Below are 23,930 nucleotides of genomic sequence, written 5' to 3'. Positions count from 1 at the left end.
CCATGATCCAGCAGCCGGTGCTCCTCGTCATCGCCCACGGCAGCCGCGACCCGCGGCACGCCGCGACCGTGCACGCCCTGGTGCGGCGGGTCCGGTCGCTGCGCCCCGGCCTGCGCGTGGAGACCGGCTTCCTGGACTTCAACGTCCCCTCGGTGCAGGGGATGCTGCAGTCGCTGGCGGTCCAGGGCGTGCGGGACGTGGTGGCCCTGCCGCTGCTGCTCACCCGCGCCTTCCACGCGAAGGCGGACATCCCGGCGGTCCTCGCGGACGCCCCCGCGCAGCTGCGGATCCGCCAGGCGGAGGTGCTGGGCCCCTCGCCGCTGCTGCTGTCGGCGCTGGAACGCCGACTGTACGAGGCGGGGCTGGACCCCGCCGACAAGTCCTCGACCGGGGTCGTGCTGGCCTCGGCGGGGTCCACCGACCCGGAGGCGATCGCGGTGATCGCCGGCATCGCGCGGGAGTGGCGGCGCACCGGCTGGTGCGCCGTGCGGCCCGCGTTCGCCTCCGCGTCCCTGCCCCGCACGCAGGACGCGGTGCGGGAGCTGCGGGCGCTGGGCTGCGCCCGTGTCGCGGTCGCCCCGTACGTCCTGGCCCCCGGCTTCCTGCCGGACCGCATCGCGCGGGGCGCGGCGGAGGCGGACGTCCTCGGCGGTGTGCTCGGCGCCGCGCCGGAGGTCGCCCGGGTGCTGCTGGAGCGGTACGACGCGGCCCGGGTGCCGGTGCCGGCGGCGGTCGGGGCCTAGGTGTGCTGTCCCGGGACGCGTCCGCTTCGGTTCGACGGCCAGGTCCCGTTACCCGTCGGGGAGTTCGTCGCCGGCGTCGTGCGGGAAGCGGCTCGTCACGCGGAAGCCGAGGTCGGGCGGGCGTTCGCGCTCGGCCTCCGGCAGCCGGCGGGAAGTGGTCCGGGCGAAGGGGCAGAAGGGGCAGGCGGGGCCGGGGCAGAGGCCGGCGCGCGTGGGTGCCGCGTGGGTCGTGCCGGTGGCGCCGGCCGTGGTGCGGCACGGCGTCCCGGCCCGCTCCACGTCGTTCTCACCGGTCCGGCGCGCAGGCCCGGTCGGCGAGGCTCAGCAGCTGCGCCATCGGCATGGAGCCGGCTTCCCTGCCCTCCCGGGCGAAGGTGTTGGCGAGCCGTTGCAGCAGGTCGTTCAGCGGGGTGGGGACGCCGTGCAGCCGGCCGAGGAGGGCGATCTCGCCGTTGAGGTGGTCGGCCTCGATGGTGCCGGTGCCGCGGGCCAGGGACTGCCAGGAGGAGCCGCCGCCGCGCGGGGCGCCGGCCGGCGGCACCAGGCGGACCTTGTCGCCGCGGGCCGCGCGCTGCTCCTCGGGGCTCGCGTACGCGATCCCGGCGGCGTCGAGCACCGCCTCCCCCTCGGCGCGCACCCGCGCGTACAGCGCCCGGGCCTCCTCGCCGTCGGCGGGACCGGCCACCGCCTCCAGGGCGTTGGCGAGGTTGCCCAGCAGTTTGGCGTACTGCCAGCGCGCCACGTCGGGGACGACCGGTGCCTCGAACCGCGCGGTCTCCAGGTCCGCGGCGATCAGCCGGGCCGTGTCGTCCGTGCCGTGCGGGTGGCGGCCGAGGTGCAGGACGCCGGTGAGCGGGGTGCCGGCGGCCGAGACGACACCCGGTTCGACGAAGGTCGCCGGCAGCCAGACGCAGACGCCGTAGACGCGGCGGAAGCGGCGCAGGGCGCGGCGCTGGCTCTCGACGCCGTTCTGGGCGCAGACCAGCGGAAGCCGCTCGGCGGCCGTGCCCCCGCCCGCGACCGGGGCCGGGGCCCACGCCTGGAGGGCCGTCTCGGTGTCCTGCGTCTTGACGGCGAGGACGAGCACGTCCTCGGGGCGCAGCTCGCCGAGGGCCTCCGGCCGGTCGACGGCCGGCAGCCGGTACGTCAGGTCGCCCTCCGGCACCCGCAGCCGCAGTCCGCGCTCCCGCAGCGCCCGGTGGTGGGCGCCCCGGGCGACCAGGACCACCTCGTGTCCGGCCTGGGCCAGCCGCCCGCCGACGGCGCCGCCGACGGCCCCCGCTCCGATGACGATGTAGCGCATCCGCATGGGAGCAGCCTCGCACAGGCGGGGGTGTAGCCTCCGGCAGATGATCGATCAGGCTTTCGTGCTCGGCGGTGATCTTCCGGTGCGCCGCCTCGGTTACGGCACCGCCCAGCTCACCGGTCCCGGTTACTGGGGCCCGCGCGGTGACGCCCGGGACGCGGTGGCGGTGCTGCGGCGGGCGGTCGAGCGCGGAGTCACCCTGATCGACACCGCCGACAACTACGGCCCGTCGGTCGCCGAGGAGCTGGTGGCGCGGGCCCTGCGTCCCTGTCCGGCCGACGTGGTGGTCGCCACCAAGGGCGGGGTGGTGCGGACGAGCGAGCGCGCCTGGCACGTCGACGGGCGGCCGGAGCGGCTGCGGGCGATGTGCGAGGCGAGTCTGCGGCGGCTGCGGCGGGACACGATCGACCTCTACCAGCTGCACCGGCTGGACCCCGCGGTGCCGCTCGCCGAACAGCTGGGCGCGCTGGAGGAGTTGCGGGCCGAGGGCAAGATCCGGCACATCGGCCTGGACACCGTCACCGCCGAGCAGTTGTCCGCCGCCCTGGAGCTGGCGGACATCGCGTCCGTCCAGAACCGGTACAACCTCCTGGACCGCTCCTTCGAGCCGCTGCTGGAGCTGTGCGAGGCGCGCGGCATCGCGTTCCTGCCCTGGTTCCCGCTCGGCAACGGGGCGCTGACGGCCGACCCGGTGTGCGCCGCGGTCGCCGCCGCGCACCGGGCCACGCCGGGCCAGGTCGCCCTGGCCTGGCTGCTGCACCGCTCCCCCGTGCTCTGCCCGACGCCCGGCACGGGCTCCCTCGCGCACCTGGAGGAGAACCTGGACGCGGCGGCCCTGCGGCTCGCCCCGGAGGAGCTGTCCCGTCTGGACGCGCCGGGGGCCTGAGGCGGAGGGCGGCCCGGCCGGGCGGTCAGGCCCGCGGGGTGCCGAACGGCGTGGCCTGGTGGAAGTACAGCAGCCAGCCGTCCCCGGTCAGCCGCCACAGCGAGCTGCGGTGTGCCCGCCTGCCGTGGTGTTCGGTCGCGAAGGTCAGGTGGACGACGTCGGGGGCGAGCTGCACGCCCCGCGGGCGGGAGGTGACGACGGGCGCGGTCCCCGGGCCGGTCTCCCCACCCTCGGTCAGCGCGGCGATGACCGAGGCGCGGTCCCAGTGCCGCCCGGACGCGCCGAACTCGTGGAAGTCGGGGTGCAGCAGCGCTCCGAGCCGTGCGGGCGAGCGGCGCACCTGCGGGTCGAGCAGGGCCGGTTCGCGCCGGACGACGGCGTCGACGGCCGTGGTGGGCTCAGGCACCGGTCATCTCCACGAGCTTGACGACGGTGTTCCAGTTGCGGGTGGTGGCGATCAGGCCCTTGGTCGTGCGGGGCCGGGCGAGAAGCTGGGCGAGCCGGGAGCGGCCGAGGCCGTCGGGCGCGTAGAGGTACAGCGCGCGGTCGCCGAGCCGGAACTCCTCGGGCAGGCAGGCGGCCCGGTCGATCTCCGCGAAGCGCCCGGCGTCGACGGGGCCGGAGAAGTAGGTGACGTGCAGCTGCCTGGGCTGCAGGCCGGCGGCCGGGAACGGGCAGGCGTCGGCCACCGCCTTCAGATAGGCGTGGTCGCGCACGATCACGTCGGCGCGGAAGCCGAAGTGCCGCTCGATCGCCCCGGAGATGCCGGCGGCCAGCGACGCCTCGTCGCCGCGGCCGGTGGTGAACACGGCCTGGCCGCTCTGCAGGTAGGTGCGGACGCCGCCGTGGCCGAGGCCCTCCAGGAGCGTGCGCAGCTCCGCCATGGGGACCTTCCTGCTGCCGCCGACGTTGATCCCGCGCAGCAGCGCCGCGTATGTCGTCGTCATCCGCCCACGATAGGCGGCCGTCGTGCCCCGTGGGGGCGGGCACGACGGCCGCTTCCGCACAGGGCGGATGCGCGAAACTCTGGCCGACCGGCGGGGTGGGGATCAACCGCTACGCGCACCTGTGACTTATTCAACAACGTTGTGCAACGACAAAGAGGATCTTCGTCGACGGACCGGACACCCCGGCGCGCGGCCGCGGGCCCCGTCCCTGACCACCGGCCCCGAGACGCCCGGTAGATGTAAGGGGCCACGGTCATCCCCAGTACCGAGGAGGTGAAGGCCGAAGGGATGAGAACCGGCCCCGGTACCTCACCGGGCAGCACGACGAAAAGTCCTTATCCGGCCCATACCTTCGAAACGGAAGGTGGCGGCAGGGGGCCGTCGCCGCACACGAGGGGACGGCCCGTCATGGGGAACGGAGAATCACGGGTGCGGGGCGTCGCCGCGCGGGCCGGCGGATGGAGCGCCCGGCACCGATGGGCCGCCGTCGGCATCTGGGTGCTGTTCGTCGTCCTGGCGATGGGGCTCGGCTCCGCGGCGGGCCGGGTCGACGTCAAGGACAGCGACCAGCTGAAGGGCGAGACGCACACCGCCGCGAAGATCGTCGAGGACGCCGGGATCGACGAGCCGGCCGGTGAGACCGTGCTGGTCCAGGCGAAGGACGACGGCCTGCGGGCCACGGACGAGGAGTTCCGGGCCGCGGTCACCGCCGTCATGCGGGCGGTGGAGAGGACCGGTGAGGTCACGGACGTGACCTCGCCGTACGAGACGCGGACGATCTCCAAGGACGGGCGCAGCGCGCTGGTGCAGTTCGACATGCGCGGCGACGCCGACACGGCGGGCGAGCGGGTCGAGCCGGTGCTCAAGGCCGTCGAGGACGTCCGCGAGGACCACGGGGCGGTGCGGATCGAGGAGATCGGCGGCGCCAGCATGATGAAGACGTTCGACGACGCGTTCGGGGACGACTTCCGGAAGGCCGAGTACTCCGCGGTGCCGGTGGCCCTCGGCATTCTGCTCATCGCCTTCGGCGCGCTGGTGGCGGCGCTGCTGCCGGTGCTGCTGGCGATCACCGCGATCATGGCGACGATGGGCCTGATGGGCGTGGTCAGCCACGTGATGCCGATGAGCGACACCGCCAACTCCGTGATGCTGCTGGTCGGTCTGGCGGTCGGCGTCGACTACTGCCTGTTCTACCTGCGCCGCGAGCGCGAGGAGCGCGCGGCCGGGCGGGACGCGCAGACGGCCCTGCGGATCGCCGCCGCCACCAGCGGCCGCGCGATCGTCGTCTCCGGTGTCACGGTGTGCGTGGCCATGGCGGGCATGCTGTTCACCGGGCTCGCCGAGTTCGAGGCGATGGGCCTGGCCTCGCTGATGGTCGTGGCGGTCGCCATGGTCGGCTCCGTGACCGTCCTGCCCGCGCTCCTGTCGCTGCTGGGCGAGCGCGTCGAGAAGGGGCGTCTGCCGTTCCTGCGCCGGCGCCGGACGAGCGGCGGCGGCGACAGCCGGTTCTGGACGGCGGTGCTGCGGCGCGTCCTCGCCAGGCCGGTGGTCTCGGTCGTCGTCGCGACCGGTGCGCTGCTGGCGGTCGCCGCTCCCGCGCTCGGCATGAAGACCCAGAACCTCACCCTGGACCAGGAGTTCGGCGACTCGCTGCCCATCGTCCAGACCTACAACCGGGTCAACGAGGCCTTCCCCGGCGGCTCCGAGCCCGCCGAGGTGGTCGTCAAGGCGCGGGACATCAACGCGCCCGAGGTGAAGGCGGCGCTCGCCGACTTCCGGGAGCGGGCGATCAGTTCGGGCGCCTCGCGCGGCCCGGTCGAGATCAGGCTGCACGACGCGCAGAACGTCGCCTTCGTCTACGTCCCGCTGGTCGGCGGCTCCGACCAGGACGAGGCGGGCGCGAGCCTGGAGAAGCTGCGCGACGAGGTGCGTCCGGCCACCCTCGGCAAGGTCGACGGGGTCGAGGCGCCCGTCACCGGCCAGGTCGCGGGCTCGCACGACTTCAACGACCAGCTGGTCGGCTCGGTCGTCCCGGTCTTCGTGTTCGTCGTGGTCTTCGCCTTCCTGCTGATGCTGCTGTCGTTCCGCTCGCTGACGATCGCGGTCACCTCGATCGTGCTGAACCTGCTGTCGGTGGGCGCGGCGTACGGCATCCTCGTCGCCGTCTTCCAGCACGGCTGGGGCGCGTCCCTGGTGGGCGCCGAGGGCGTCGGCGCGATCATCACCTGGCTGCCGCTGTTCCTGTTCGTGATCCTGTTCGGCCTGTCGATGGACTACCACGTGTTCGTGGTCTCCCGGATCCGCGAGGCGCGGCTGCGCGGCCGGACGACGAACGACGCCATCCGGCACGGCGTGGTCACCACGGCCGGGGTCGTCACCAGCGCCGCGGTCATCATGGTCGCCGTGTTCGCCATCTTCGGGACGCTGTCGATGCAGTCCATGAAGCAGATGGGCGTCGGCCTCGCGGCGGCGGTGCTGATCGACGCGACGATCATCCGGGGCGTGCTGCTCCCCGCGGTGATGGCACTGCTCGGCGAACGCAACTGGTACCTGCCGAAGTGGCTGCACCGGCTGCCGGACCTCACCCACGACGAGTCCGCGGAGGCCGTCGCGGCGCCCGGGGCGCGGGGCGAGGGCGAACCCCTGAAGGTCTGAACCCCTTTTCCCGCGACGAGGGCTCGCCGGTTCCCGGGGGAACCGGCGAGCCCTCGTCCGCCGTCCGGCCGGCCCGGTCCCCCGGGCCGGCAGCGGGCGGTCGTCCACGGGACGCGGACCGGCACGAGGGCGTACCTGTGACGGGACGACGGACCACGGGGTGTCCGGGACCGGACGGACCACGGTGTGTCCGGGACCGGACGGACCACGGGATGTCCGGGACCGGACGGGCCGCGGCCCGGTGCCCTACGCCGTGCGGCGCGCGGGCAGTTCCGCCTCGATGAGGTCGGCGGCCCGCCGGGTGCCGCCCTCCTCGGCCATCTCCGCCTGGACGTCCTTCAGGCGGCGGGCGACCTCCGGGTCGTCGACGAGCGCCAGGGCCGCCGCCCGCAGCGTCTTGGCGGTCGCGTCCTGCGCGGGGACGTGACGGGCGACGCCGAGCGCCTGGAGGATGTCCGCGTTGCCGAACTGGTCCACGGCCTGCGGTACGGCGATCATCGGCGTGGCGGTGGCCAGTCCCTCCTGGCTGCCGCCCGCGCCGGCGTGGGTGACGAACAGGTCGGCCTGTTTTAGGACCGCCAGCTGCGGGACCCAGGAGCGCACCTCCACGTTCGCGGGCACCTCCCCCAGCTCGGCCGGGTCGACGTGCCGGCCCACCTGGAGCACCAGGTGCCAGCCCGGCAGGTCGCCGAAGGCCTTGACGCACTCCCGGTAGAAGCCGGGCTGCTTGGTGAAGGCCGACCCCAGCGACACGAGCACGACCTTCTCGGCGCCGGCGGGCCGCTGCCACCCGCCCTCGGCGGTGCGGTCGCCCTGACAGGCGCCGACGAAGGTGTACACGGTCTCGTCGACCCGGTCGGCGTTGGGCTGCAGCACCCTGGGGATCAGGACGAGGGAGCGGGCGGGACGCCCCACGAACGGGTCCGGGTGCTCGGCGATCCCGTTCTCCTCCAGCCACGCCCGGAAGCGGGCGTAGTAGGCGCGTCCGCGCTCGGTCTTCCTCGGCTCCGCCCACATCGGCTCGGCGACCTCCTCCTCGTAGCCCTCCCAGGCGACGAGGTTCGGCGACAGGGAGATCGCGGGCACGCCCCACCGGTGGGCGAGGACGCGGGCCGGGTAGGAGGTGATGTCGTGCAGGACGAGGTCCGGCTCGTCGCCCTCGTACGCCGCGATCAGCTGCGGCAGCGCCTGGATCGCGTCGTCGAGGAACGGCTCCATGTTGTCCAGCAGCGTGGTCCCCCAGTCCTCGGGGTCGTCGTCGGGCGAGGGCAGCGTCGAGTTCCAGGGCTTCACCTCGGCGCCGGTCTCGGCGACCTTCTCCGCGAAGACGGGCGGGATGGCGTAGGTCACCCGGTGGCCGCGTGCGACGAGCTCGCGGATCACCTCGAGACTCGGGTTCACGTGGCCGTGGGCGGCGATGGAGAACATGGCGATGTGAGCGGGACTGGTCATGTCCCGACCGTAAGCGAGACGATACGTCTCGTGCAACCGCTATTCGCGGTCCCGGAGCGCCAGCACCCGGTGCAGCCGCTGCCAGCGCTCCGGCGCCACCTCCCCGACGAGCACCCCCGGATCCAGCCGGGCGGCCCGGAACGCCGCGTCCACCCGCCTTCTCGGATGGGCCCGGCGCAGGGAGGCGTGCAGGGAGCCGCCGACGCCGGAGAAGCCCAGCTCGACGAGGTCGCACCAGCTCCGGTGGGCGGCGGCGTCGAGCAGCGGGGTGGGGCGGCGCTCGACGCGGACGATCCCGGCGTCCACCCGCGGCACCGGCCGGAAGGCGTGCCGGCCGACCCGGCCGAGCAGCCGCCAGTCGTAGCGGGGCCAGGTCCGGACCGTCAGCAGGGTCCAGCTGCCGTAGTCCCCGGTGCGCTTGCGGGCGTACTCCAGCTGGGTGAGGAGGGTGGCGTCGGTGAGGGCGGGTGCCCGCAGGCACCAGTCGACGACGTCGGCGGTGCGCGAGAAGGGCACGTTCCCGGCGACGGAGAACGGGGTGCGCGGAGGCCGGGCGGCGAGGAAGTCCCCGCCCACGACGCGGACGTGGGGCGTGCCGGAGAAGCGGGCGCGCAGCACAGGCACGAGCCGCGGGTCGATCTCGTACGCGTGCAGTTCCCGGCAGCGCGGGGCGAGCGTGTCGGTCAACGCGCCTTCGCCCGCGCCGACTTCGAGCAGCAGGGGCGCGGGCCGCCCCTGCGGGACGGCGAGCCGGGCGAAGCGGCGGGCGGTGGCGCGGTCGGTGAGGAAGTTCTGCGAGAGGGCGCGGGAACGCCGGGCGGGGCGGGCCATGGCCTGCGGTCCTTGTCTTTCCGTGCGGGGGCGTGACGGGCGGACGAAGGCCCCGACCGGAAGACAGGGGGAACGACGGCACGCCGGACGGGCACGCGCCGGGCGCGTGCGTGTGTCACGGCGTACGCCGGTGAAGGGGACGCCCTCTGCGGCGGTGCCGTCAGCGGGCGGGGGTCCCCGGGCCGGTCAGGGCACCGGGGCCGCGGCGGACGCGGACGGCGTGGACGCAGCCCCGGCCGTGACCGGAGACGAAGATCGCGTTGAAGGCTCCCACGGGAGGGACGGTAGGCGGGGCCGCCCCGGGCGGGCAACGGGTTTTCCGCCCGGGGCGGGTCTCAGCGCTGGTAGCGGGCGAGCACCAGGTTCCCGTCCTTCTCCAGTCTCCTGCGCAGTTCGCCCGGTCCGATCGCCCCGCTGTAGTACTCCTGCAGGGCGGGCGTGGCCACCTTGTCCTTCCACTCGGGGTAGCCCCGCACGGTCTGCGCGGGCGCCGGGCGCAGGTGGGCGGCGAGGGCGGCGCCGGTGGCCCAGCCGTGCTCGGCCGTGCGCAGGGCCGGGTCCTTCAGGGCCCGCGTGCCGGTGGGCAGCATCCAGTCGCCGAGGGCGAGACGGACCATGTTGCCGGGCCGGAGCAGGAAGTCGAGGAAGGCGGCGGCCTCCCTCTTGTGCGGGCAGTCCGCGGCGACGGACAGCGTCTGCGGGCTGACGCCCTGGGTGAGCCCGCCGGCGCCGGCCGGGGCGGGCAGGACCTGCCAGGCGAAGCCCTCCGGGGCCTGCTGCACGACCTGCTGGCGGTAGGAGAAGCCGAGCGGGACCATCGCGTACCGGCCGCCGAAGAGACCGGGCAGGGTGTCCGAGCCGCCGCTGCCCAGGGTCGAGGGCGACGCGCTGCGGTCGGTGCCGACCTGGTCGCGGATCGTCCGCGGGACCACCTCGTCGCCGGCCTCGAAGCGGACGCTCACCTTCCCGTCCGCGCCCCGGTGGAAGAGCCGGCCGCCCGTCGACAGCGACAGGTTGAGCGTGGCGGAGACGGGATCCTTCAACGGCCAGGCGATCCCGTACCTGCCCTTCCCACTCAGCCGTTTCGTCACCTGCCGGAACTCGGGCCACGTCCAGGGCCGTTCGGGGGTCGGGATCCGCACCCGCGCCCGTTCCAGCCGGGCCGCGTCGGCGATCAGCACGCGCGGCTCCTGGAGGAAGGGCACGCCGTAGACGCCGTCCCCGAAGGTGGTCGTCTCCCAACTGCGCGGGGGGATGTCGGACTTGAGCCGCTCGGGCAGGAGGTCGGTGAGATCGGCGAGGTGGCCGCCGTAGGCGAAGTCCGCGAGGTCGTCGGAGGCGTCGTGGATGACGTCGGGTGCCTCGCCGCCCTCGAAGGAGGTCAGGAGCTGGTCGTGGACGCTGTCCCAGCTGCCCTGGACGTACTCCACGCGGATGTCCGGGTGCGCGGCGTTCCACTGCGCCACCAGCTCCCTGGTGACCTCGACCGACTCCTCCTGCCAGGCCAGGGACTGGAAGCGCAGGGTGATCCGGCCGTCGTCGCGCGTGCCGCCCGGCGAGCAGCCCGCCAGCAGCAGGACGGCGACGACGGCGGCCGCGACCGCGCCGCGCATCAGCTCTTCACCGCCCCGGCGAGCACGCCGCCCGTGATCCGCCGCTGGAGGACCGCGAAGACGACGAGCGAGGGCAGCGTCGCCAGGAACGCGGCCGCCGCCAGCGGCCCGAGGTCGGCGGCGCCCTCGGCACCGATGAAGTGGGTGAGCACCACCGGCAGGGTCTGCTTCCCGGGCGTCTTCAGCAGCACCAGGGCGAAGAAGAACTCGTTCCACGCGGTGACGAAGGCGAACAGCGCGGTCGCCACGATCCCCGGCGCGAGCAGCGGCGCGGTCACCGACACCAGGGTCCGCAGCCGCCCGGCCCCGTCGACCGCCGCGGCCTCCTCCAGTTCGGCCGGGACGGCCCGCACGTACCCGGTGAGCATCCACAGCGCGAACGGCAGGGCCCACACGACGTACACCAGGACCAGGCCGGGCAGGGAATCGATCATCCGCAGGTTCTTCAGGACGAGGAAGAGCGGGATGACCAGGAGCACGAACGGGAACGCCTGGCCGGCCACCACCCATCCCGTCGCCGCCCGGGTGAGCGGCGTGCGGTGCCGGGCCATGACGTAGGCCGCCGGGGTCGCGATCAGCACGGCGATCACCGCCGCCCCCAGCGCGGCCAGCACGGAGTTGAGGGCGGCGCGCGGCAGCGGCTGCTGGTCGAAGGCCTGCCGGAAGTTGTCCAGGGTCGGGTCCCCGGGGATCCAGGCCGGATGCAGGCTGCCCAGTTCGCGCGGCGGCTTGAACGCGGTGGAGAGCAGCCAGAGGAACGGGAAGGCGAGGAAGACGAGATAGGCGAGCAGGGCCGCGTACTGCCCGGCGCGGGCCGCGCGTGTGGTCCTCACCGTTCGTCACCCCCTCTCAGACGGCCGGCCAGGAAGACGGCGAGCAGGACGGAGAGCACGGCGACCATGACGCAGCCCATCGCGGCCGCGTAGCCGAACTGCCCGTAGCGGAACGCCTCCTCGTAGGCGAACAGCATGGGCAGCCGGGTGCGGCCGCCGGGGCCGCCGCCGGTCAGCACGTACACCAGGGCGAAGGAGTTGAAGTTCCAGATCAGGTTGAGCGCGGTGATGGCCGCCGCGACGGGGCGGAGGGCGGGCCAGGTGACCGTGCGGAAGCGGCGCCAGGCTCCCGCGCCGTCGACGGCGGCCGCCTCGTGCAGTTCGCGCGGGGTGTTCTGCAGCCCGGCCAGCAGCACGACCGTCGTCTGGGGCATGCCCGCCCAGACGCCGACGGCGATCACCGCGGGCAGGGCGGTGGCCAGGCCGCTGAGCCAGTCGCGCCCGCCGCCGAGGCCGAGGTCGCGCAGGGTTTCGTTGAGGACGCCCGCGTCCGGGTGGTAGACGAGCCGCCACATGATGCCGACCACGACCTCGGGCATGGCCCAGGGGACGATCGCCAGCGCCCGGGCCAGCCAGCGCAGCCGCAGGTCCTGGTCGAGCAGCAGGGCGAGGCCCAGCGCGAGCAGGAACTGCGGGACGGTCACCCCGAGCGCCCACACCAGCCCGATCCGGAACGACTCCCAGAACAGCGTGTCGTGCAGCAGGTCCCGGAAGTTGAGGCCGCCGATCCACCGGGTGGGCTCGGTGCGGCCGGACTGGGCGTCGGTGAAGGCCAGCAGGACGCCGTACAGCAGCGGTCCGACGCTCAGGACGAGGACGGGGATCAGGGCGGGCAGGACGAGGAACCAGGCTCCGTGGCCGGTGCCGGTGCGCCGCGGCCGGCTCCGCCCCGGCGCGCGGTACGCCGACCGTCTCCTCCCGGTCAGCGATGTCACGGAACCAGCCCCTTCGCACGGCTCGGACGGGCCCCGTCATGGTCGTGAAGCCGACGGGCGCCGTCAAGGCACCGCGCACACCCTCCGACCTGTACGGATGCGACACTGGCCGTCGAATGGCCGGATCGCGGCGGCGTCCGGCGGGGTGTGCGCGGCAAGCGCGACGTGAGGGAGGCGGACGATGGACGAGGCAGCGGCGCGGAACGCACTGGCCGCGGCGGGGGTGCTGCCCGGCGCGGCGCGGGAGGCGCGCCTGCTCGCCCTCGGCGAGAACGCGGTGTTCGCCGCCGGTGACCTGGTGGTCAAGGTGGGCCGGGACGCCGAACTGCTGGACCGGGCCCGCCGTGAGCTGGCCGTCGCGCGGTGGCTCGCCGAGGCGGGCGTGTCGGCGGTGCGGCCGGCCGGGTCCGAGGCGCTGCTGGTGGAGGGACACCCGGTGACCGTGTGGCACCGGCTGCCCGATCCCGTGCGGCCCGCCGGGCCCAGGGATCTGGCCGAACTGCTGCGGGCCGTGCACGCGCTGCCCGCTCCCCCCGTCGAGCTGCCGCCCCGCGATCTGCTGGGCGGTGTGGAGCGCTGGCTGCGCCTGGCGGGCGACGCGATCGACCCGGCGGACGCGGCGTACCTGCGTGAGCGCCGCGACGGTTTCGCCTCGGCCGCCGCCGCGCTGACGCCCCGTCTGCCGCCGGGCCCGATCCACGGCGACGCGCTGCCCCGCAACGTGCACGTCGGCCCGCACGGACCGGTCCTGGTCGACCTGGAGACCTTCTCCGTCGACCTGCGCGAGCACGACCTGGTGGTCATGGCGCTGTCCCACGACCGCTACGGGCTCTCCGACGAGGCGTACGCCTCCTTCGTGGAGGCGTACGGCTGGGACGTACGGGCCTGGGAGGGCTGCTCGGTGCTGCGCGGCGCCCGTGAGACGGCCAGCTGCGCGTGGGTGGCCCAGCACGCCCCGGACAACCCCAAGGCGCTGGCCGAGTTCGAGCGCCGCGTGGCGTCCCTGCGGGAGGGGGACGAGACGGTGCGGTGGTACCCGTTCTGAGCGGTGCGCGAAAGGGCGGGGCCGGGGCCGGCCCTCGGCCGCCTCGGGCGGACCGCCGCCCGTGGGATGGCCCATGCCCCGGGCCGCGGGCCGTCGGCACGGCCGCGGACGCCGTCGGCCCTCGTGAGGCGGCCGGGGGCGGACGGCAGCCGGTTCCCGCGGGGCGCCGGCGCCCGGGCCACCCGGCCGGCGGCTTCACGGCGGGCGGGGCCGCCGGGCGCCCCGGGTCGCGTCCGCCGTCAGATCCTCTGGTCCGCCGGCTCCCGCACCGGCCACGCCCCGTCGACGACCGCGTCCGCCTCCCCCTTGCGGCGCAGGAAGGCCTGGAAGTCCGCCGCCCACTCGGCGTGCCACTCGATCTGGCGGCGGTGCAGCTCCGCCGGCCCGAGGGAGGCGATCCTGGGGTGGCGGCCGGCTATCGCGCAGGCCAGGCGGGCCGCGGCGAGCGCGTCGGCCGTGGCGTCGTGGGCGGAGTCCAGGGCGATGCCGTACTCGGCGCAGACCGCTTCGAGGTTGCGCTTGCCGCGGCGGTAGCGGTCGACGGAGCGGTCGATCGTGTAGGGGTCGACGACCGGGGCGGGGTCCGCCCCGCCCAGGCGGTCGCGCAGGGACGGCAGGCCGTACCGCCGGAGTTCGGCCGACAGGAGCGTCAGGTCGAAGGCCGCGTTGTAGGCGACGACCGGAACCTCCGCCTTCCAGTACGTGGTGAGGACGTCGGCGATGGCGTCGGCGACCTGGTCGGCCGGCCGGCCCTGCGCGGCCGCCCGCTCGTTGCTGATGCCGTGCACCGCCACCGCGTCCGCCGGGATGGGCACGCCGGGGTCGGCCAGCCATTCCCGGCGTTCTCCCGGCTCACCGGCCCTGACCTCGATCACGGCGCCCGTGACGATGCGCGCCTCGCGCGGATCGGTCCCCGTCGTCTCCAGGTCGAAGCCGATCAGCAGCTCCCGGTGCCAGCCCATGGGCGGCCCCCCTTCTCGGTGGTGCGTTCCCCCAGTGGTCTCCACCCTCCCACGAGCCACTGACAATCACAGGACCGCGTTCCGCTCAGGCCCCGGAACCACTCCGCCGCGGGAGACACTTCACGAAACCGGCCGCGAATCCGCCCACATCACCTCGAACTCTTCACGGTAGGTGGGGAACAGGCCGCCCTCGTCGGCCTGGCCCGGCCTGACGACCTTGCCCCCGTTGCGCAGGACCAGCACCGGCGCCTCCATCCCCCGCGTCCGGCGCAGGTAGTTCTGCACGACCGCGATGCCGTCGGCCCCGTCGCCGTCGACGAGGTACGCCGTGAAGCGGGGCGTCTCGTCGAAGACCTGGATCTCGAAGGCGCCCGGGTCGCGCAGCGCGGCCCGCACCCGGCGCATGTGCAGGATGTTCATCTCGACCGCGCGGCTGAGCTCCCCGCGTTTGATGCCGAGTTCGCGTTCGCGCCGCTTGACCGCACTGGAGGCCGGGTTCAGGAACAGCAGTCGCGTCCGGCAGCCCGACTCGGCCAGGCGCAGCAGGCGGCGGCCGGAGAAGTTCTGCACGAGCAGGTTGAGGCCGATGCCGATGGCGTCCAGGCGGCGGGCGTCGCCGAAGATGTCCTCGGCCGGGAACTGGCGCAGCAGCCGGACCCGGTCCGGGTGGACGGCGACGACGTCGGCGTACCGGTCGCCGACCAGGTCCTCGACGGCGTCGACGGGCAGCCGGCGCGCCGAGGGCACGTCGCCGCCCGCGCCGAGCATCTCCAGCAGCCGCGCCGAGGCCCGCTCGGCCTGGTTCAGGACCGCCTCGGACAGGGCCCGGTTGCGGGAGACGACGTTGCGGGTGACCTCCAGCTCGTCCAGGGCGAGTTCGACGTCGCGCCGGTCGTCGAAGTACGGCTCGAAGCAGGGCCAGTGCTGCACCATCAGCTCGCGCAGCTGCGGCAGGGTGAGGAAGCTGAGGACGTTGTCGTCGGCCGGGTCGAGCAGATAGCCCTTGCGGCGGCTGACCTCGCGGACCGCCACCGCGCGCTGCACCCATTCCTGTCCGGCGGGTCCGGCCGCGGCGACGACCCACTCGTCGCCGTGCACCGGTTCGTAGATCGGGCGCAGCACGGCGGCCACGACCGCGCGCAGCCGCTGCTCGACGAGGTTCAGCCAGATGTAGGCCCGGCCGGCCCGCTGGGCGCGGGTGCGCACCTCGCGCCAGGCGTCGGCGTCCCAGTCCAGTTCCGGGCCGATCGAGCCCGCGTCCATCGGCCGTGCCAGGGACACGGCGCCGGGCGGGACGTCTGTGGAGTTCCCCTCGTGACCCTCGTCACCAGGGGGCAGCTCCAGCCCTCCCGAGCCCACCCGCGCACCGCCTTCCGCTCCCCCGAGCACCCACCGTCCCAACGATCAAGGAAGGGTACTCCGCGAGCGGTGCGCGGTGCAGCCCGATGGACAGGGTCGTTTCCCAACTTCCTTCTCGTACACGACCGTTCCGACCCGCCGGCTCCTTCGGAGTGAGCGGATTCATAGCGGTGACGTCACGCGGCACGAGGGAGGAACCCTGCCGGTGGACCGGCATCGGCTGCCGGCCCTCGTCGCGGGCGACGCGGCGGGAGCCGGCGCCCGTCCGGACCACGGGGTGGACGAGGGTCCGCCCGCCGGCCCGCTTGCCGGCCGGCCTGCGCCCGCGCCCGGTGCGGCCGCGGCCGGGGTAGTCGGTGGTGGTGCCGGGGACGATCTCGCAGCTGCGCGGGTGACCGTCCGCACGGGACGACCCCTCCGCGGGAGGTCCGGGCGGGAAAGTCGGACGCAGGGCCGCTCAGCCGGCGAGCCGGGCGACTCTGCGGGCACTCGGGCCGGCCGCCGGGGACCGGGCGTCGGTGCGGGGTCCGTTCCCGGCCTTCGGGCACCGCCGCGCGCGGCGGTGCCCGCCGCACCGGCTTCCGCCGTCCGCCATGATCTGCCGGGCCGTCCCCCGCGTCCGGCCCCCCCTCGCGGGCCGGGCCCTCCCGGGGGGCCGCGGCGCGCCCCCGGGGGCCGGGGGGGGGGGGGGGGGGCCCCCCCCGGGCGGGGGGCCCCCCCCGGGGGGGGGGGGCCCCCGCCGCACCGGCTGAGGACGGCGGGCCGGACGCCGGGGACGGCCCGGCAGATCACGGCGGACGGCGGCAGCCGGTCCGACGGAGCGGGCTCCCGGCAGTCCGCCCCCGGGCCCCCGCCCGGCGGGCCGGCGGTCAGCGGCCGGGCGTCCTCGGCCTGCTCGGCGCGGCTCGGCGGCGGCTGGACGCCGCGCCGGGTGCCGGGCCGCCCGGCCTTGCCCGGCCGCCAGGCCGGCCGTCCTGGTGACGAGGGTGTGGTCCGCGTGGTCGTGGAACGCCACGTCGGCCCGGTGCGGCCCGGCGCGGCCCGTCCGGACGGCCGGGTCCGGCGGCCTCCGGCGCGGCGAGCTCGGCGCCGGGCCGCCGCGGGCCGCGACCCCCGTCCACGTCCTCGCCCGCCCGGGCCATCCGCCGGTTCAGGTCGATCTTCTCCCCTCGTTCCCTCGCGTGGCCGGTGAGCGGGTCGCGGCCCGCGCCCCGCTCGCCCTGTGCGGCCGCCCTCCCGGACGGCGCCCGGCGCGGTGGCCGCGCCGTCGCGTCCCGGGGCGCCGGGCCCCTGGGCGCCCCGTTCGCCGGCGGTCCGGCCGCCCCCGCCCCCGTGTCGCCGGATCCCGCCGTGCCCGGCAGGGTGACCGCGGCCGTCGCGGCGGTCCCGGCCGGCACGACGGTCGCACCCGCCCACCTCGCCCGGATGACGGTGCACCGTCGTGCGCGCGTCGTCCCCCGCCCCCCGGATATCCCGGACGTATGTGTATGTCCCACTGATTCGGTATACCGCGTATGCCCTGGTCGACCGGTAAGAGGGGCGTAAGTCATAGGTGGTTCCTTCACTTTCCGGGAGACTCGGGGTCAAGGCGTCCCCACCGGCGCCGCTCACCTGAAAGAGTCGTATCCATGCAGGTCTGGCCTGGAGAGGCATATCCACTCGGCGCCACGTACGACGGCGCCGGCACGAACTTCGCGGTCTTCACGGAGGCCGCGGACCGAGTAGAGCTGTGTCTGCTGCACGACGACGGCTCGGAGACCGCGATCGAGCTGCGGGAGTCCGACGCGTTCGTCCGGCACGCGTACCTGCCCGGCGTCATGCCGGGACAGCGGTACGGGTTCCGGGTGCACGGGCCGTACGCCCCGGAGCGCGGGCTGCGGTGCAACTCCGCGAAACTGCTGCTCGACCCGTACGCGCGTGCGATCAGCGGTTCGATCGACTGGGGTGAGGAGGTGTACGGCTACCACTTCGACGCGCCCGACCGGCGCAACGACCTGGACTCGGCCCCGCACACGATGACGTCGGTCGTGGTCAACCCGTACTTCGACTGGGGCGACGACCGGCTCCCGCGCATCGACTACCACCACACGGTGATCTACGAGGCCCACGTCAAGGGCCTCACGATGCGGCACCCGGGACTGCCGGAGGAGCTGCGCGGCACCTACGCGGCCCTCGCCCACCCGGCGATCATCGAGCACCTGACGAAGCTCGGGGTCACGGCGCTGGAGCTGATGCCGGTCCACCAGTTCGTCAACGACCACCGCCTGGTCGACATGGGCCTGAACAACTACTGGGGCTACAACACGATCGGCTTCTTCGCCCCGCACAACGCGTACGCCTCCTGGGGCGACCGCGGGCAGCAGGTGCTGGAGTTCAAGTCGGCGGTCAAGGCGCTGCACGAGGCCGGCATCGAGGTGATCCTCGACGTGGTCTACAACCACACCGCCGAGGGCAACCACCTCGGCCCGACGCTGTCCTTCAAGGGCATCGACAACCCCCGCTACTACCGGCTGACGGACGACCCCCGGTATTACATGGACACGACAGGGACCGGGAACTCCCTGCTCATGCGGTCCCCGCACGTGCTCCAGCTGATCATGGACTCGCTGCGGTACTGGGTCACCGAGATGCACGTCGACGGGTTCCGCTTCGACCTGGCGGCGACCCTGGCGCGGCAGTTCCACGAGGTGGACCGGCTGTCCTCGTTCTTCGACCTGGTCCAGCAGGACCCGGTGGTCTCCCAGGTGAAGCTGATCGCCGAGCCGTGGGACGTGGGCGAGGGCGGCTACCAGGTGGGCAACTTCCCGCCGCTGTGGACCGAGTGGAACGGCAAGTACCGGGACACCGTGCGCGACCTGTGGCGGGGCGAGCCGCGCACCCTGGCGGAGTTCGCCTCCCGGCTGACCGGCTCCTCCGACCTGTACCAGGACGACGGGCGGCGCCCGCTGGCCTCGATCAACTTCGTGACCTGCCACGACGGCTTCACGCTGCACGACCTGGTGGCGTACAACGAGAAGCACAACGAGGCCAACGGCGAGGACAACCGGGACGGCGAGAGCCACAACCGGTCCTGGAACTGCGGCGCCGAGGGCGAGACCGACGACCCGGACGTGCTGGAGCTGCGGGCGCGGCAGATGCGGAACTTCATCGCGACGCTGATGCTGTCCCAGGGCGTGCCGATGATCAGCCACGGCGACGAGTTCGCCCGCACCCAGCGCGGCAACAACAACGCCTACTGCCAGGACAACGAGATCTCCTGGGTCGACTGGCCCGAGGACCCCGGCGACGAGGACGCCGGGGACGACGTGCGCCGGCAGCTGCTGGCGTTCACGCGCGCGATGGTGTGGCTGCGCCGGGACCACCCGGTCCTGCGCAGGCGCCGCTTCTTCCACGGACGGCCCGTGGAGGGCACGCACGACGACCTGTCCGACATCGCCTGGTTCACTCCCGGGGGCCGGGAGATGACCCAGCGGGACTGGGACTCGGCCCAGGCCTCGGCGCTGACGGTGTTCCTCAACGGCAACGCGATCTCGGAACCCGGCCCGCGCGGGGAACGCATCACCGACGACTCGTTCCTGCTGATGTTCAACGCCTCGCCGAAGCCGCTGGAGTTCGTGGTGCCGGTCGACCACGGCAGGCAGTGGCAGGTCGTGGTGGACACGGCCCGCGCGGACGGCGTGCCGCCGGACACGGGCCCGAAGGTGCAGGCCGGGAACCGGCTGACCCTGACGGACCGGAGCCTGGTGGTGCTGCAGCGGCCCGTGTAGCACCGGCTGCGCGCGCGTGCCCGGCGGGCACGCGCGGGACGGCCGTCCCGGCGTGCCGGCCGCCTCCGCGGCGGCCGGCACGCCACCCGTACGGGCGGTGCGCGGCGCACCCGGAACGGGTGATGACACGAAAACCGGCGGGGCGGGTACCTAGGTCTGCATGACACCTGAGCGTCCTGCCCCGGCGGTGCCCACGGCCACCTACCGGCTCCAGCTGCAGCCCGACTTCCCCTTCGCGGCCGCGGCGGCGGCCGTGCCGTACCTGGCCTCGCTCGGCGTCTCGCACCTGCACCTGTCCCCCGTCCTGGAGGCCGTGCCGGGCTCGCTGCACGGCTACGACGTGGTGGACCACGCGCGCGTGCGCGGCGAGCTGGGCGGCGAGGAGGGCCTGCGGGCGCTGGCGCGCACCGCGCGGGAGCACGGCCTGGGTCTGGTGGTGGACATCGTCCCGAACCACATGGCCATGGTTCCGCGCCACAACCGCGCCCTGTGGGAGGTGCTGCGGGAGGGCCCGAAGTCGCCGTACGCGCGGTGGTTCGACATCGACTGGGAGGCCCAGGGCGGCCAGGTGCTGCTGCCGGTGCTCGGCGGCCCGCTGGGCGAGGTGCTCGGCGAGCTGCGCGTCGACGGCGGTGTCCTGCGCTACCACGACCACGCCTTCCCGCTGCGCGAGGGCACCGAGGACCTGCCGCTCCCCCAGCTCCTGGACGCCCAGTGGTACCGCCCGGTGTGGTGGCGGCTGGCCCGCACCGAACTCAACTACCGGCGCTTCTTCAGCATCTCGGAGCTCATCGGGGTGCGGGTGGAGGACCCGGAGGTGTTCGAGGCCACCCACGCCACGGTCCTGCGGCTGCTCCACGAGGGCGTGATCGAGGGGCTGCGGGTCGACCACCCCGACGGCCTCGCCGACCCCGACGCCTACCTGCGACGGCTGCACGAGGCGACCGGCGGGCGCTGGACGGTCGTGGAGAAGATCCTCTCCGACGGCGAGCACCTGCCCGCCTCCTGGCCGGTCGCGGGCACCACCGGCTACGACGCCCTGCGGCACGTCGACGGGCTGTTCACGGACCCGGCGGGGTTCGGGGACCTGCTGGACCGCTACCGGCGGTTCGCGGCCCCGCAGGCGGACCGGGGCGGGCAGTGGGAGGCGACCGCGCGGCGGGCCGCCCACCAGGTGCTCACGCACGAGCTGGCCGCCGAGGTCGACCGGCTGACCCGGGTGGCGAGCCGGCTGTGCGCCACCTCGCCGGAGCCCGCGCTGCGCGACCGCGCGCCCTGGGCGCTGCGCACCGCCCTGCAGGAGCTGCTGGTCCGCCTGGAGGTCTACCGGCCCTACGCCTCCGTCGACGCGGCGTCCGTGCTGACGGAGCGGGCCGCGGCCGAGGCCCGGCTCGCCTTCGCCGTCCCCGAGGAGGCCGGCGCGGTGGACGTCGTACGGGACCTGCTGCTCGGGCGGTACGGCGACGGGCCGCAGCAGGTCGAGTTCCGTACGCGGTTCGCGCAGACCGCGTCGGCGCTGCGCGCCAAATCGGTGGAGGACACGGCGTTCTACCGCTACGTGCCGCTGCTGTCGGCGAACGAGGTGGGCGGCGATCCGGGCAGTCCCGCGGTGTCCCCGGAGGAGTTCCACGCCCACTGCGCGCGCGTGCAGCGCGACTGGCCGGCGACCGGGACGGTCGCCTCCACGCACGACACCAAGCGCAGCGCCGACGTGCGGGCGGCGCTGAACGTGCTCACCGAGTGCCCGGACCGCTGGGCGGACGTCCTCGCGGACGTGCCCCGCGCCGGCGAGGACGGGGACCTGCCGGACGCGCAGCTGGCATGGGCGGCCTGGCAGACGCTGTTCGGACTCGGGACGGCGGACGGGGAGCGGCTCCGGGGAGCCCTGCTGAAGCACGTGCGCGAGGCGGGGCTGTACACGAGCTGGACGGAGCAGGAGCCGTCGTACGAGGAGGCGGTGGCGCGGTTCGTGGCGCAGGGCCCGTGCGGGGCGCCGGGTGGGCGGGTGACCGCCCTGCGGGACTCCCTGGAGCCGCACATCCGGGCGAACGTCCTGGGTACGGCGCTGGTGCACCTGACGATGCCGGGCGTCCCGGACGTCTACCAGGGCACGGAGGGCGAGTACCGGGCGCTGGTGGACCCGGACAACCGGCGCGGCGTGCGCTTCCCGCCCGCCGCGCCGGGCGACAAGGACGCGGTGACCCGGGCGGCGCTCCGGCTGCGCGCCCGGCGGCCCGGCGCCTTCGGCGGCACGGCGGCCTACGCGCCGCTGGCCGCCGAGGGGCTGGCGGCGGCGCACTGCGTGGCGTTCGTGCGCTCCGGGGAGGTGCTCACCGCCGTCACACGGCTGTCGCTGCGGCTGGCGGAGGCGGGCGGCTGGCGGGAGACCCGGCTGCCGCTGCCGCCCGGGCGGTGGACCGACGTACTGGAACCGGGACGCGAGTTCACGGGCCGCGTGCGCCTGGAGGAGCTGTTCGGGCGCCTGCCGGTGGCCCTGCTGGAGCGGGCCGGCGAGAACGGCCGGGAGTGATCCCGGGACCCCGGGGCGGCGGGCCGCGCCGGTCCGGCCGGTACCGGCGGTAGACGCCCCTGGCCGCCCCGGGGGTCTGCCCGGCCGCGCCCTTGACACGGCACCCCGGCCATGGGCTACTGCGCTGTGCGATGCCGGGCGGATGTGACGGGGGTGAGTCTCCTGCCGGAGCTGCGCTACCCGACGGTGGCCGAAGTGGTCTCCCGCGCCCGGGCGTTGTCCGCCCGGCGGCCCGGCGCGTGCACGTTGCGGCAGGTGGGCTCCTCCCGCGCGGGCCGGCCCCTGCACCTGCTGTCGGTGGGGCGCGCCCGGCGCGCCGTGCTGGTGGTCGCCGGAGCCCACGCCAACGAGCCGACCGGCGCCTGCACGCTCCTCGCGGTCGCCGAACGGGTGCTGGCCCGGCCCGGGCTGCGCGACGGCGTGTCCTGGCACTTCCTGCTGTGCGCGGACCCCGACGGGGCGAGCCTGCACGTGACGCCGTCGCCGCGCAGCCTGTTCGACTACCACCTGGGCTTCTTCCGTCCCGCGGGCCCGGAGCAGCCGGAATGGGCGCCGTCCGTGCTGCCGCCCGACCGGCTGCCGCCCGAGACCCGGGCCCTGACCGGGGTGATCGACGAACTGCACCCCTACCTCCAGGTGTCCCTGCACGGCACCGACCTGGGCGGCAGCTGGGTGCAGCTGACCAGGGACGTGCCCGGCCTCGCCGAGCCGTTCGCCAAGTCCGCGGCCGAACTGCACATCCCGGTGGAGACGGGCGCCTCGGACGCGGCGGGCTGGCCCGCGGCCGGGCCCGGGGTGCACGTGATGCCCGCGCCCGGGGCCGGGCCGGCCTACCCGAGCCTGCCGGACGACGTCCGTCACAGCACCTGGTACCACGCCCACCGGTACGGCGGCCTGACCGCGGTGGTGGAGGTGCCCATGTGGGCGAGCGACCTGGTGGACGACCCCACGCCGCACCCGGACCCGGCCGCGGCGATCCGGCGCCTGGCCCGCCGGCTGCTGCGGGACACGCGGGAGGTGCGGCGGGTCTTCGAGGACGCGCTGCCCCGGCTGGAGGGCGTCGACGGCCCGCTGCTGCGGGCCGCCGTCTGGGGCATGGAGCTGGTGCCGGGGCTGGCCGCCGACCTGCTCCACACCCCGCCCGCGGACGGCACGCGCGCGTACGTCGGCAGCGTCGACGCGTTCGTGCGCCGGGTGCCGCTGCGGGTGGCGGCCATGCTGCGACGGGTGCTGGAGCAGAACGGCGACCCCGCGGCGGCCCGTCTGGAATGGCTCGTCGCCCTGTGGAGCGACGCCTTCGCGGAACGCTTCCGTGCCCGCTGGGTGCCCTTGGAGCACCAGGTCGAGCACCAGTCCCGCACGGTCGTCGCGGCGGCGCTCCACGCGCGTCCGGGAGCGTCCTGAGCGCCCGGTCCCGGGTCAGGTGGCGGCGACCGGTGCGAACACCTCCCCCGTCCGCGCCGCCATCACACACACGTTCGGGTACGTCCGGGTGTACGCGAGGGGCCGTCCCCGCCACTCCCCGCGCGCCTGCACGGTCACCGGCGCGTACAGCATGGGGCAGGAGACGTCCTTGGCGGGGATGCCGTCGATGTCACCGTCCGCCGCGTCGAGCTGCGCGCACGCGGCGGCCGCCCGGGCGTGGCCCTCGGGCGGGTCGCACAGCAGCAGGGTGCCCCGGCCGAGGTCGGAGGGGGCCTCGCCGGGGGTGACCGTGAGGTAGAGCCAGTTGTCCGGAACGGCCCCCGAGGCGGTCGTCCGCGCGGACCGGCCGTCCGGGACGGCTTCCTGGGCGGTCGCCTGCGCGGGGACGGCGCCGGCGACGAGGAGGGCGGCTGCCGCGAGCAGACCGCCGCGTACGGCTTTCGCTGAGGTGTACGTCATTCCCTCTGCATCGGCACGGCGGGCCCGGAACACCACCCCGGCTCACCCGAACGGGAGCACGCGCGCGTGCCGCGCCGCCGGTTCGAAGGCGGCGGCCCCGGCGGCCCACCGGGAGGCGGGACCGGCCAGGGTGCCGGAGCCCGGCTCCACGCCGTGCAGCGCGAAGTCGATGTCGATCTCGT

Annotated in this window: 19 protein-coding genes and 1 pseudogene; 7 read left to right on the top strand and 13 right to left on the bottom strand. The window is 74.9% G+C overall.

Features of this window, described 5'->3' with window-relative positions; genetic code table 11:
- Positions 1–2 precede the first annotated feature (2 nt).
- Entirely contained in the window at positions 3–743 is a 741-nt protein-coding gene (locus AB0L29_RS33440; RefSeq protein WP_365832761.1) for a sirohydrochlorin chelatase, read from the top strand.
- A gap of 48 nt (positions 744–791) precedes the next feature.
- Here AB0L29_RS33440 and AB0L29_RS33435 read toward each other — a convergent pair whose 3' ends face one another.
- Positions 792–1,022 (bottom strand): hypothetical protein, encoded by a 231-nt coding sequence (locus tag AB0L29_RS33435; RefSeq protein WP_365832759.1) that lies wholly within the window; start codon positions 1,020–1,022, stop codon positions 792–794.
- A gap of 7 nt (positions 1,023–1,029) precedes the next feature.
- Positions 1,030–2,046, bottom strand: a complete 1,017-nt coding sequence (locus tag AB0L29_RS33430; protein ID WP_365832795.1) for a 2-dehydropantoate 2-reductase N-terminal domain-containing protein — start codon at positions 2,044–2,046, stop codon at positions 1,030–1,032.
- Between the two features lie 46 nt (positions 2,047–2,092).
- On the opposite strand from AB0L29_RS33430, the gene AB0L29_RS33425 reads away from it, so the two are divergent.
- On the top strand, positions 2,093–2,935 hold the full coding sequence (locus AB0L29_RS33425) for an aldo/keto reductase (RefSeq protein WP_365832757.1): 843 nt from the start codon (positions 2,093–2,095) through the stop codon (positions 2,933–2,935).
- 25 nt (positions 2,936–2,960) lie between these two features.
- On the opposite strand, the gene AB0L29_RS33420 is transcribed toward AB0L29_RS33425, so the two are convergent.
- Entirely contained in the window at positions 2,961–3,341 is a 381-nt protein-coding gene (locus AB0L29_RS33420) for a nuclear transport factor 2 family protein (protein ID WP_365832755.1), read from the bottom strand.
- A complete protein-coding gene (locus AB0L29_RS33415) occupies positions 3,334–3,882 on the bottom strand; it encodes a DUF1697 domain-containing protein (protein ID WP_365832753.1) in 549 nt (182 codons plus the stop codon). Before AB0L29_RS33415 ends, AB0L29_RS33420 begins: the two co-directional genes overlap by 8 nt.
- 408 nt (positions 3,883–4,290) lie before the next feature.
- Here AB0L29_RS33415 and AB0L29_RS33410 point away from each other — a divergent pair, with 408 nt between their 5' ends.
- Positions 4,291–6,537: an MMPL family transporter gene (locus tag AB0L29_RS33410; protein WP_365832751.1), complete on the top strand. Its 2,247-nt coding sequence runs from the start codon at positions 4,291–4,293 to the stop codon at positions 6,535–6,537.
- A gap of 246 nt (positions 6,538–6,783) precedes the next feature.
- Here the strand turns inward: AB0L29_RS33410 and mgt are convergent, their stop codons facing one another.
- The 5 genes from mgt to AB0L29_RS33385 form a co-directional block, all read right to left on the bottom strand.
- Positions 6,784–7,989, bottom strand: a complete 1,206-nt coding sequence (gene mgt / locus AB0L29_RS33405) for a macrolide-inactivating glycosyltransferase (protein ID WP_365832749.1) — start codon at positions 7,987–7,989, stop codon at positions 6,784–6,786.
- Positions 7,990–8,028: 39 nt separating this feature from the next.
- On the bottom strand, positions 8,029–8,820 hold the full coding sequence (gene erm(O), locus AB0L29_RS33400) for a 23S rRNA (adenine(2058)-N(6))-methyltransferase Erm(O) (RefSeq protein WP_365832747.1): 792 nt from the start codon (positions 8,818–8,820) through the stop codon (positions 8,029–8,031).
- Positions 8,821–9,155: 335 nt separating this feature from the next.
- Positions 9,156–10,433: an extracellular solute-binding protein gene (locus tag AB0L29_RS33395; RefSeq protein ID WP_365832745.1), complete on the bottom strand. Its 1,278-nt coding sequence runs from the start codon at positions 10,431–10,433 to the stop codon at positions 9,156–9,158.
- Positions 10,433–11,266 (bottom strand): carbohydrate ABC transporter permease, encoded by an 834-nt coding sequence (locus AB0L29_RS33390; protein ID WP_365832742.1) that lies wholly within the window; start codon positions 11,264–11,266, stop codon positions 10,433–10,435. Before AB0L29_RS33390 ends, AB0L29_RS33395 begins: the two co-directional genes overlap by 1 nt.
- Positions 11,263–12,201, bottom strand: a complete 939-nt coding sequence (locus AB0L29_RS33385) for a sugar ABC transporter permease (protein WP_365832740.1) — start codon at positions 12,199–12,201, stop codon at positions 11,263–11,265. Before AB0L29_RS33385 ends, AB0L29_RS33390 begins: the two co-directional genes overlap by 4 nt.
- Before the next feature lie 181 nt (positions 12,202–12,382).
- Between AB0L29_RS33385 and AB0L29_RS33380 the strand changes: the two genes are divergently transcribed.
- A complete protein-coding gene (locus tag AB0L29_RS33380) occupies positions 12,383–13,246 on the top strand; it encodes an aminoglycoside phosphotransferase family protein (protein WP_365832738.1) in 864 nt (287 codons plus the stop codon).
- A 239-nt stretch (positions 13,247–13,485) separates the two neighbouring features.
- Here the strand turns inward: AB0L29_RS33380 and AB0L29_RS33375 are convergent, their stop codons facing one another.
- Positions 13,486–14,208 carry a 3'-5' exonuclease gene (locus tag AB0L29_RS33375; RefSeq protein WP_365832736.1) on the bottom strand — a complete coding sequence of 241 codons (723 nt, stop codon included), beginning with the start codon at positions 14,206–14,208 and terminating at the stop codon, positions 13,486–13,488.
- 120 nt (positions 14,209–14,328) lie between these two features.
- Positions 14,329–15,567 (bottom strand): SAV2148 family HEPN domain-containing protein, encoded by a 1,239-nt coding sequence (locus AB0L29_RS33370; protein ID WP_365832734.1) that lies wholly within the window; start codon positions 15,565–15,567, stop codon positions 14,329–14,331.
- 1,628 nt (positions 15,568–17,195) lie between these two features.
- Between AB0L29_RS33370 and glgX the strand changes: the two genes are divergently transcribed.
- From glgX to AB0L29_RS33355, 3 genes are all read left to right on the top strand, one after another.
- Positions 17,196–19,334 (top strand): glycogen debranching protein GlgX, encoded by a 2,139-nt coding sequence (gene glgX / locus AB0L29_RS33365; protein WP_365832732.1) that lies wholly within the window; start codon positions 17,196–17,198, stop codon positions 19,332–19,334.
- Positions 19,335–19,494: 160 nt separating this feature from the next.
- Positions 19,495–21,864, top strand: coding sequence for a malto-oligosyltrehalose synthase (gene treY / locus AB0L29_RS33360; RefSeq protein WP_365832729.1), 2,370 nt, complete (start codon positions 19,495–19,497; stop codon positions 21,862–21,864).
- A gap of 153 nt (positions 21,865–22,017) precedes the next feature.
- A complete protein-coding gene (locus AB0L29_RS33355) occupies positions 22,018–23,268 on the top strand; it encodes a M14 family zinc carboxypeptidase (protein WP_365832727.1) in 1,251 nt (416 codons plus the stop codon).
- 15 nt (positions 23,269–23,283) lie between these two features.
- Here AB0L29_RS33355 and AB0L29_RS33350 read toward each other — a convergent pair whose 3' ends face one another.
- Together AB0L29_RS33350 and AB0L29_RS33345 are read right to left on the bottom strand one after the other, a co-directional pair.
- Positions 23,284–23,748: an SSI family serine proteinase inhibitor gene (locus tag AB0L29_RS33350; RefSeq protein ID WP_365832725.1), complete on the bottom strand. Its 465-nt coding sequence runs from the start codon at positions 23,746–23,748 to the stop codon at positions 23,284–23,286.
- A 90-nt stretch (positions 23,749–23,838) separates the two neighbouring features.
- A pseudogene (locus AB0L29_RS33345) lies at positions 23,839–23,930 on the bottom strand (siderophore-interacting protein); the annotation flags it as partial.

This window comes from Streptomyces sp. NPDC052701, from assembly GCF_040678355.1.
Lineage (GTDB): Bacteria > Actinomycetota > Actinomycetes > Streptomycetales > Streptomycetaceae > Streptomyces.
Note: the sequence above shows the minus strand (reverse complement) of the source record. Positions and strands in the feature narration are given on the sequence as shown.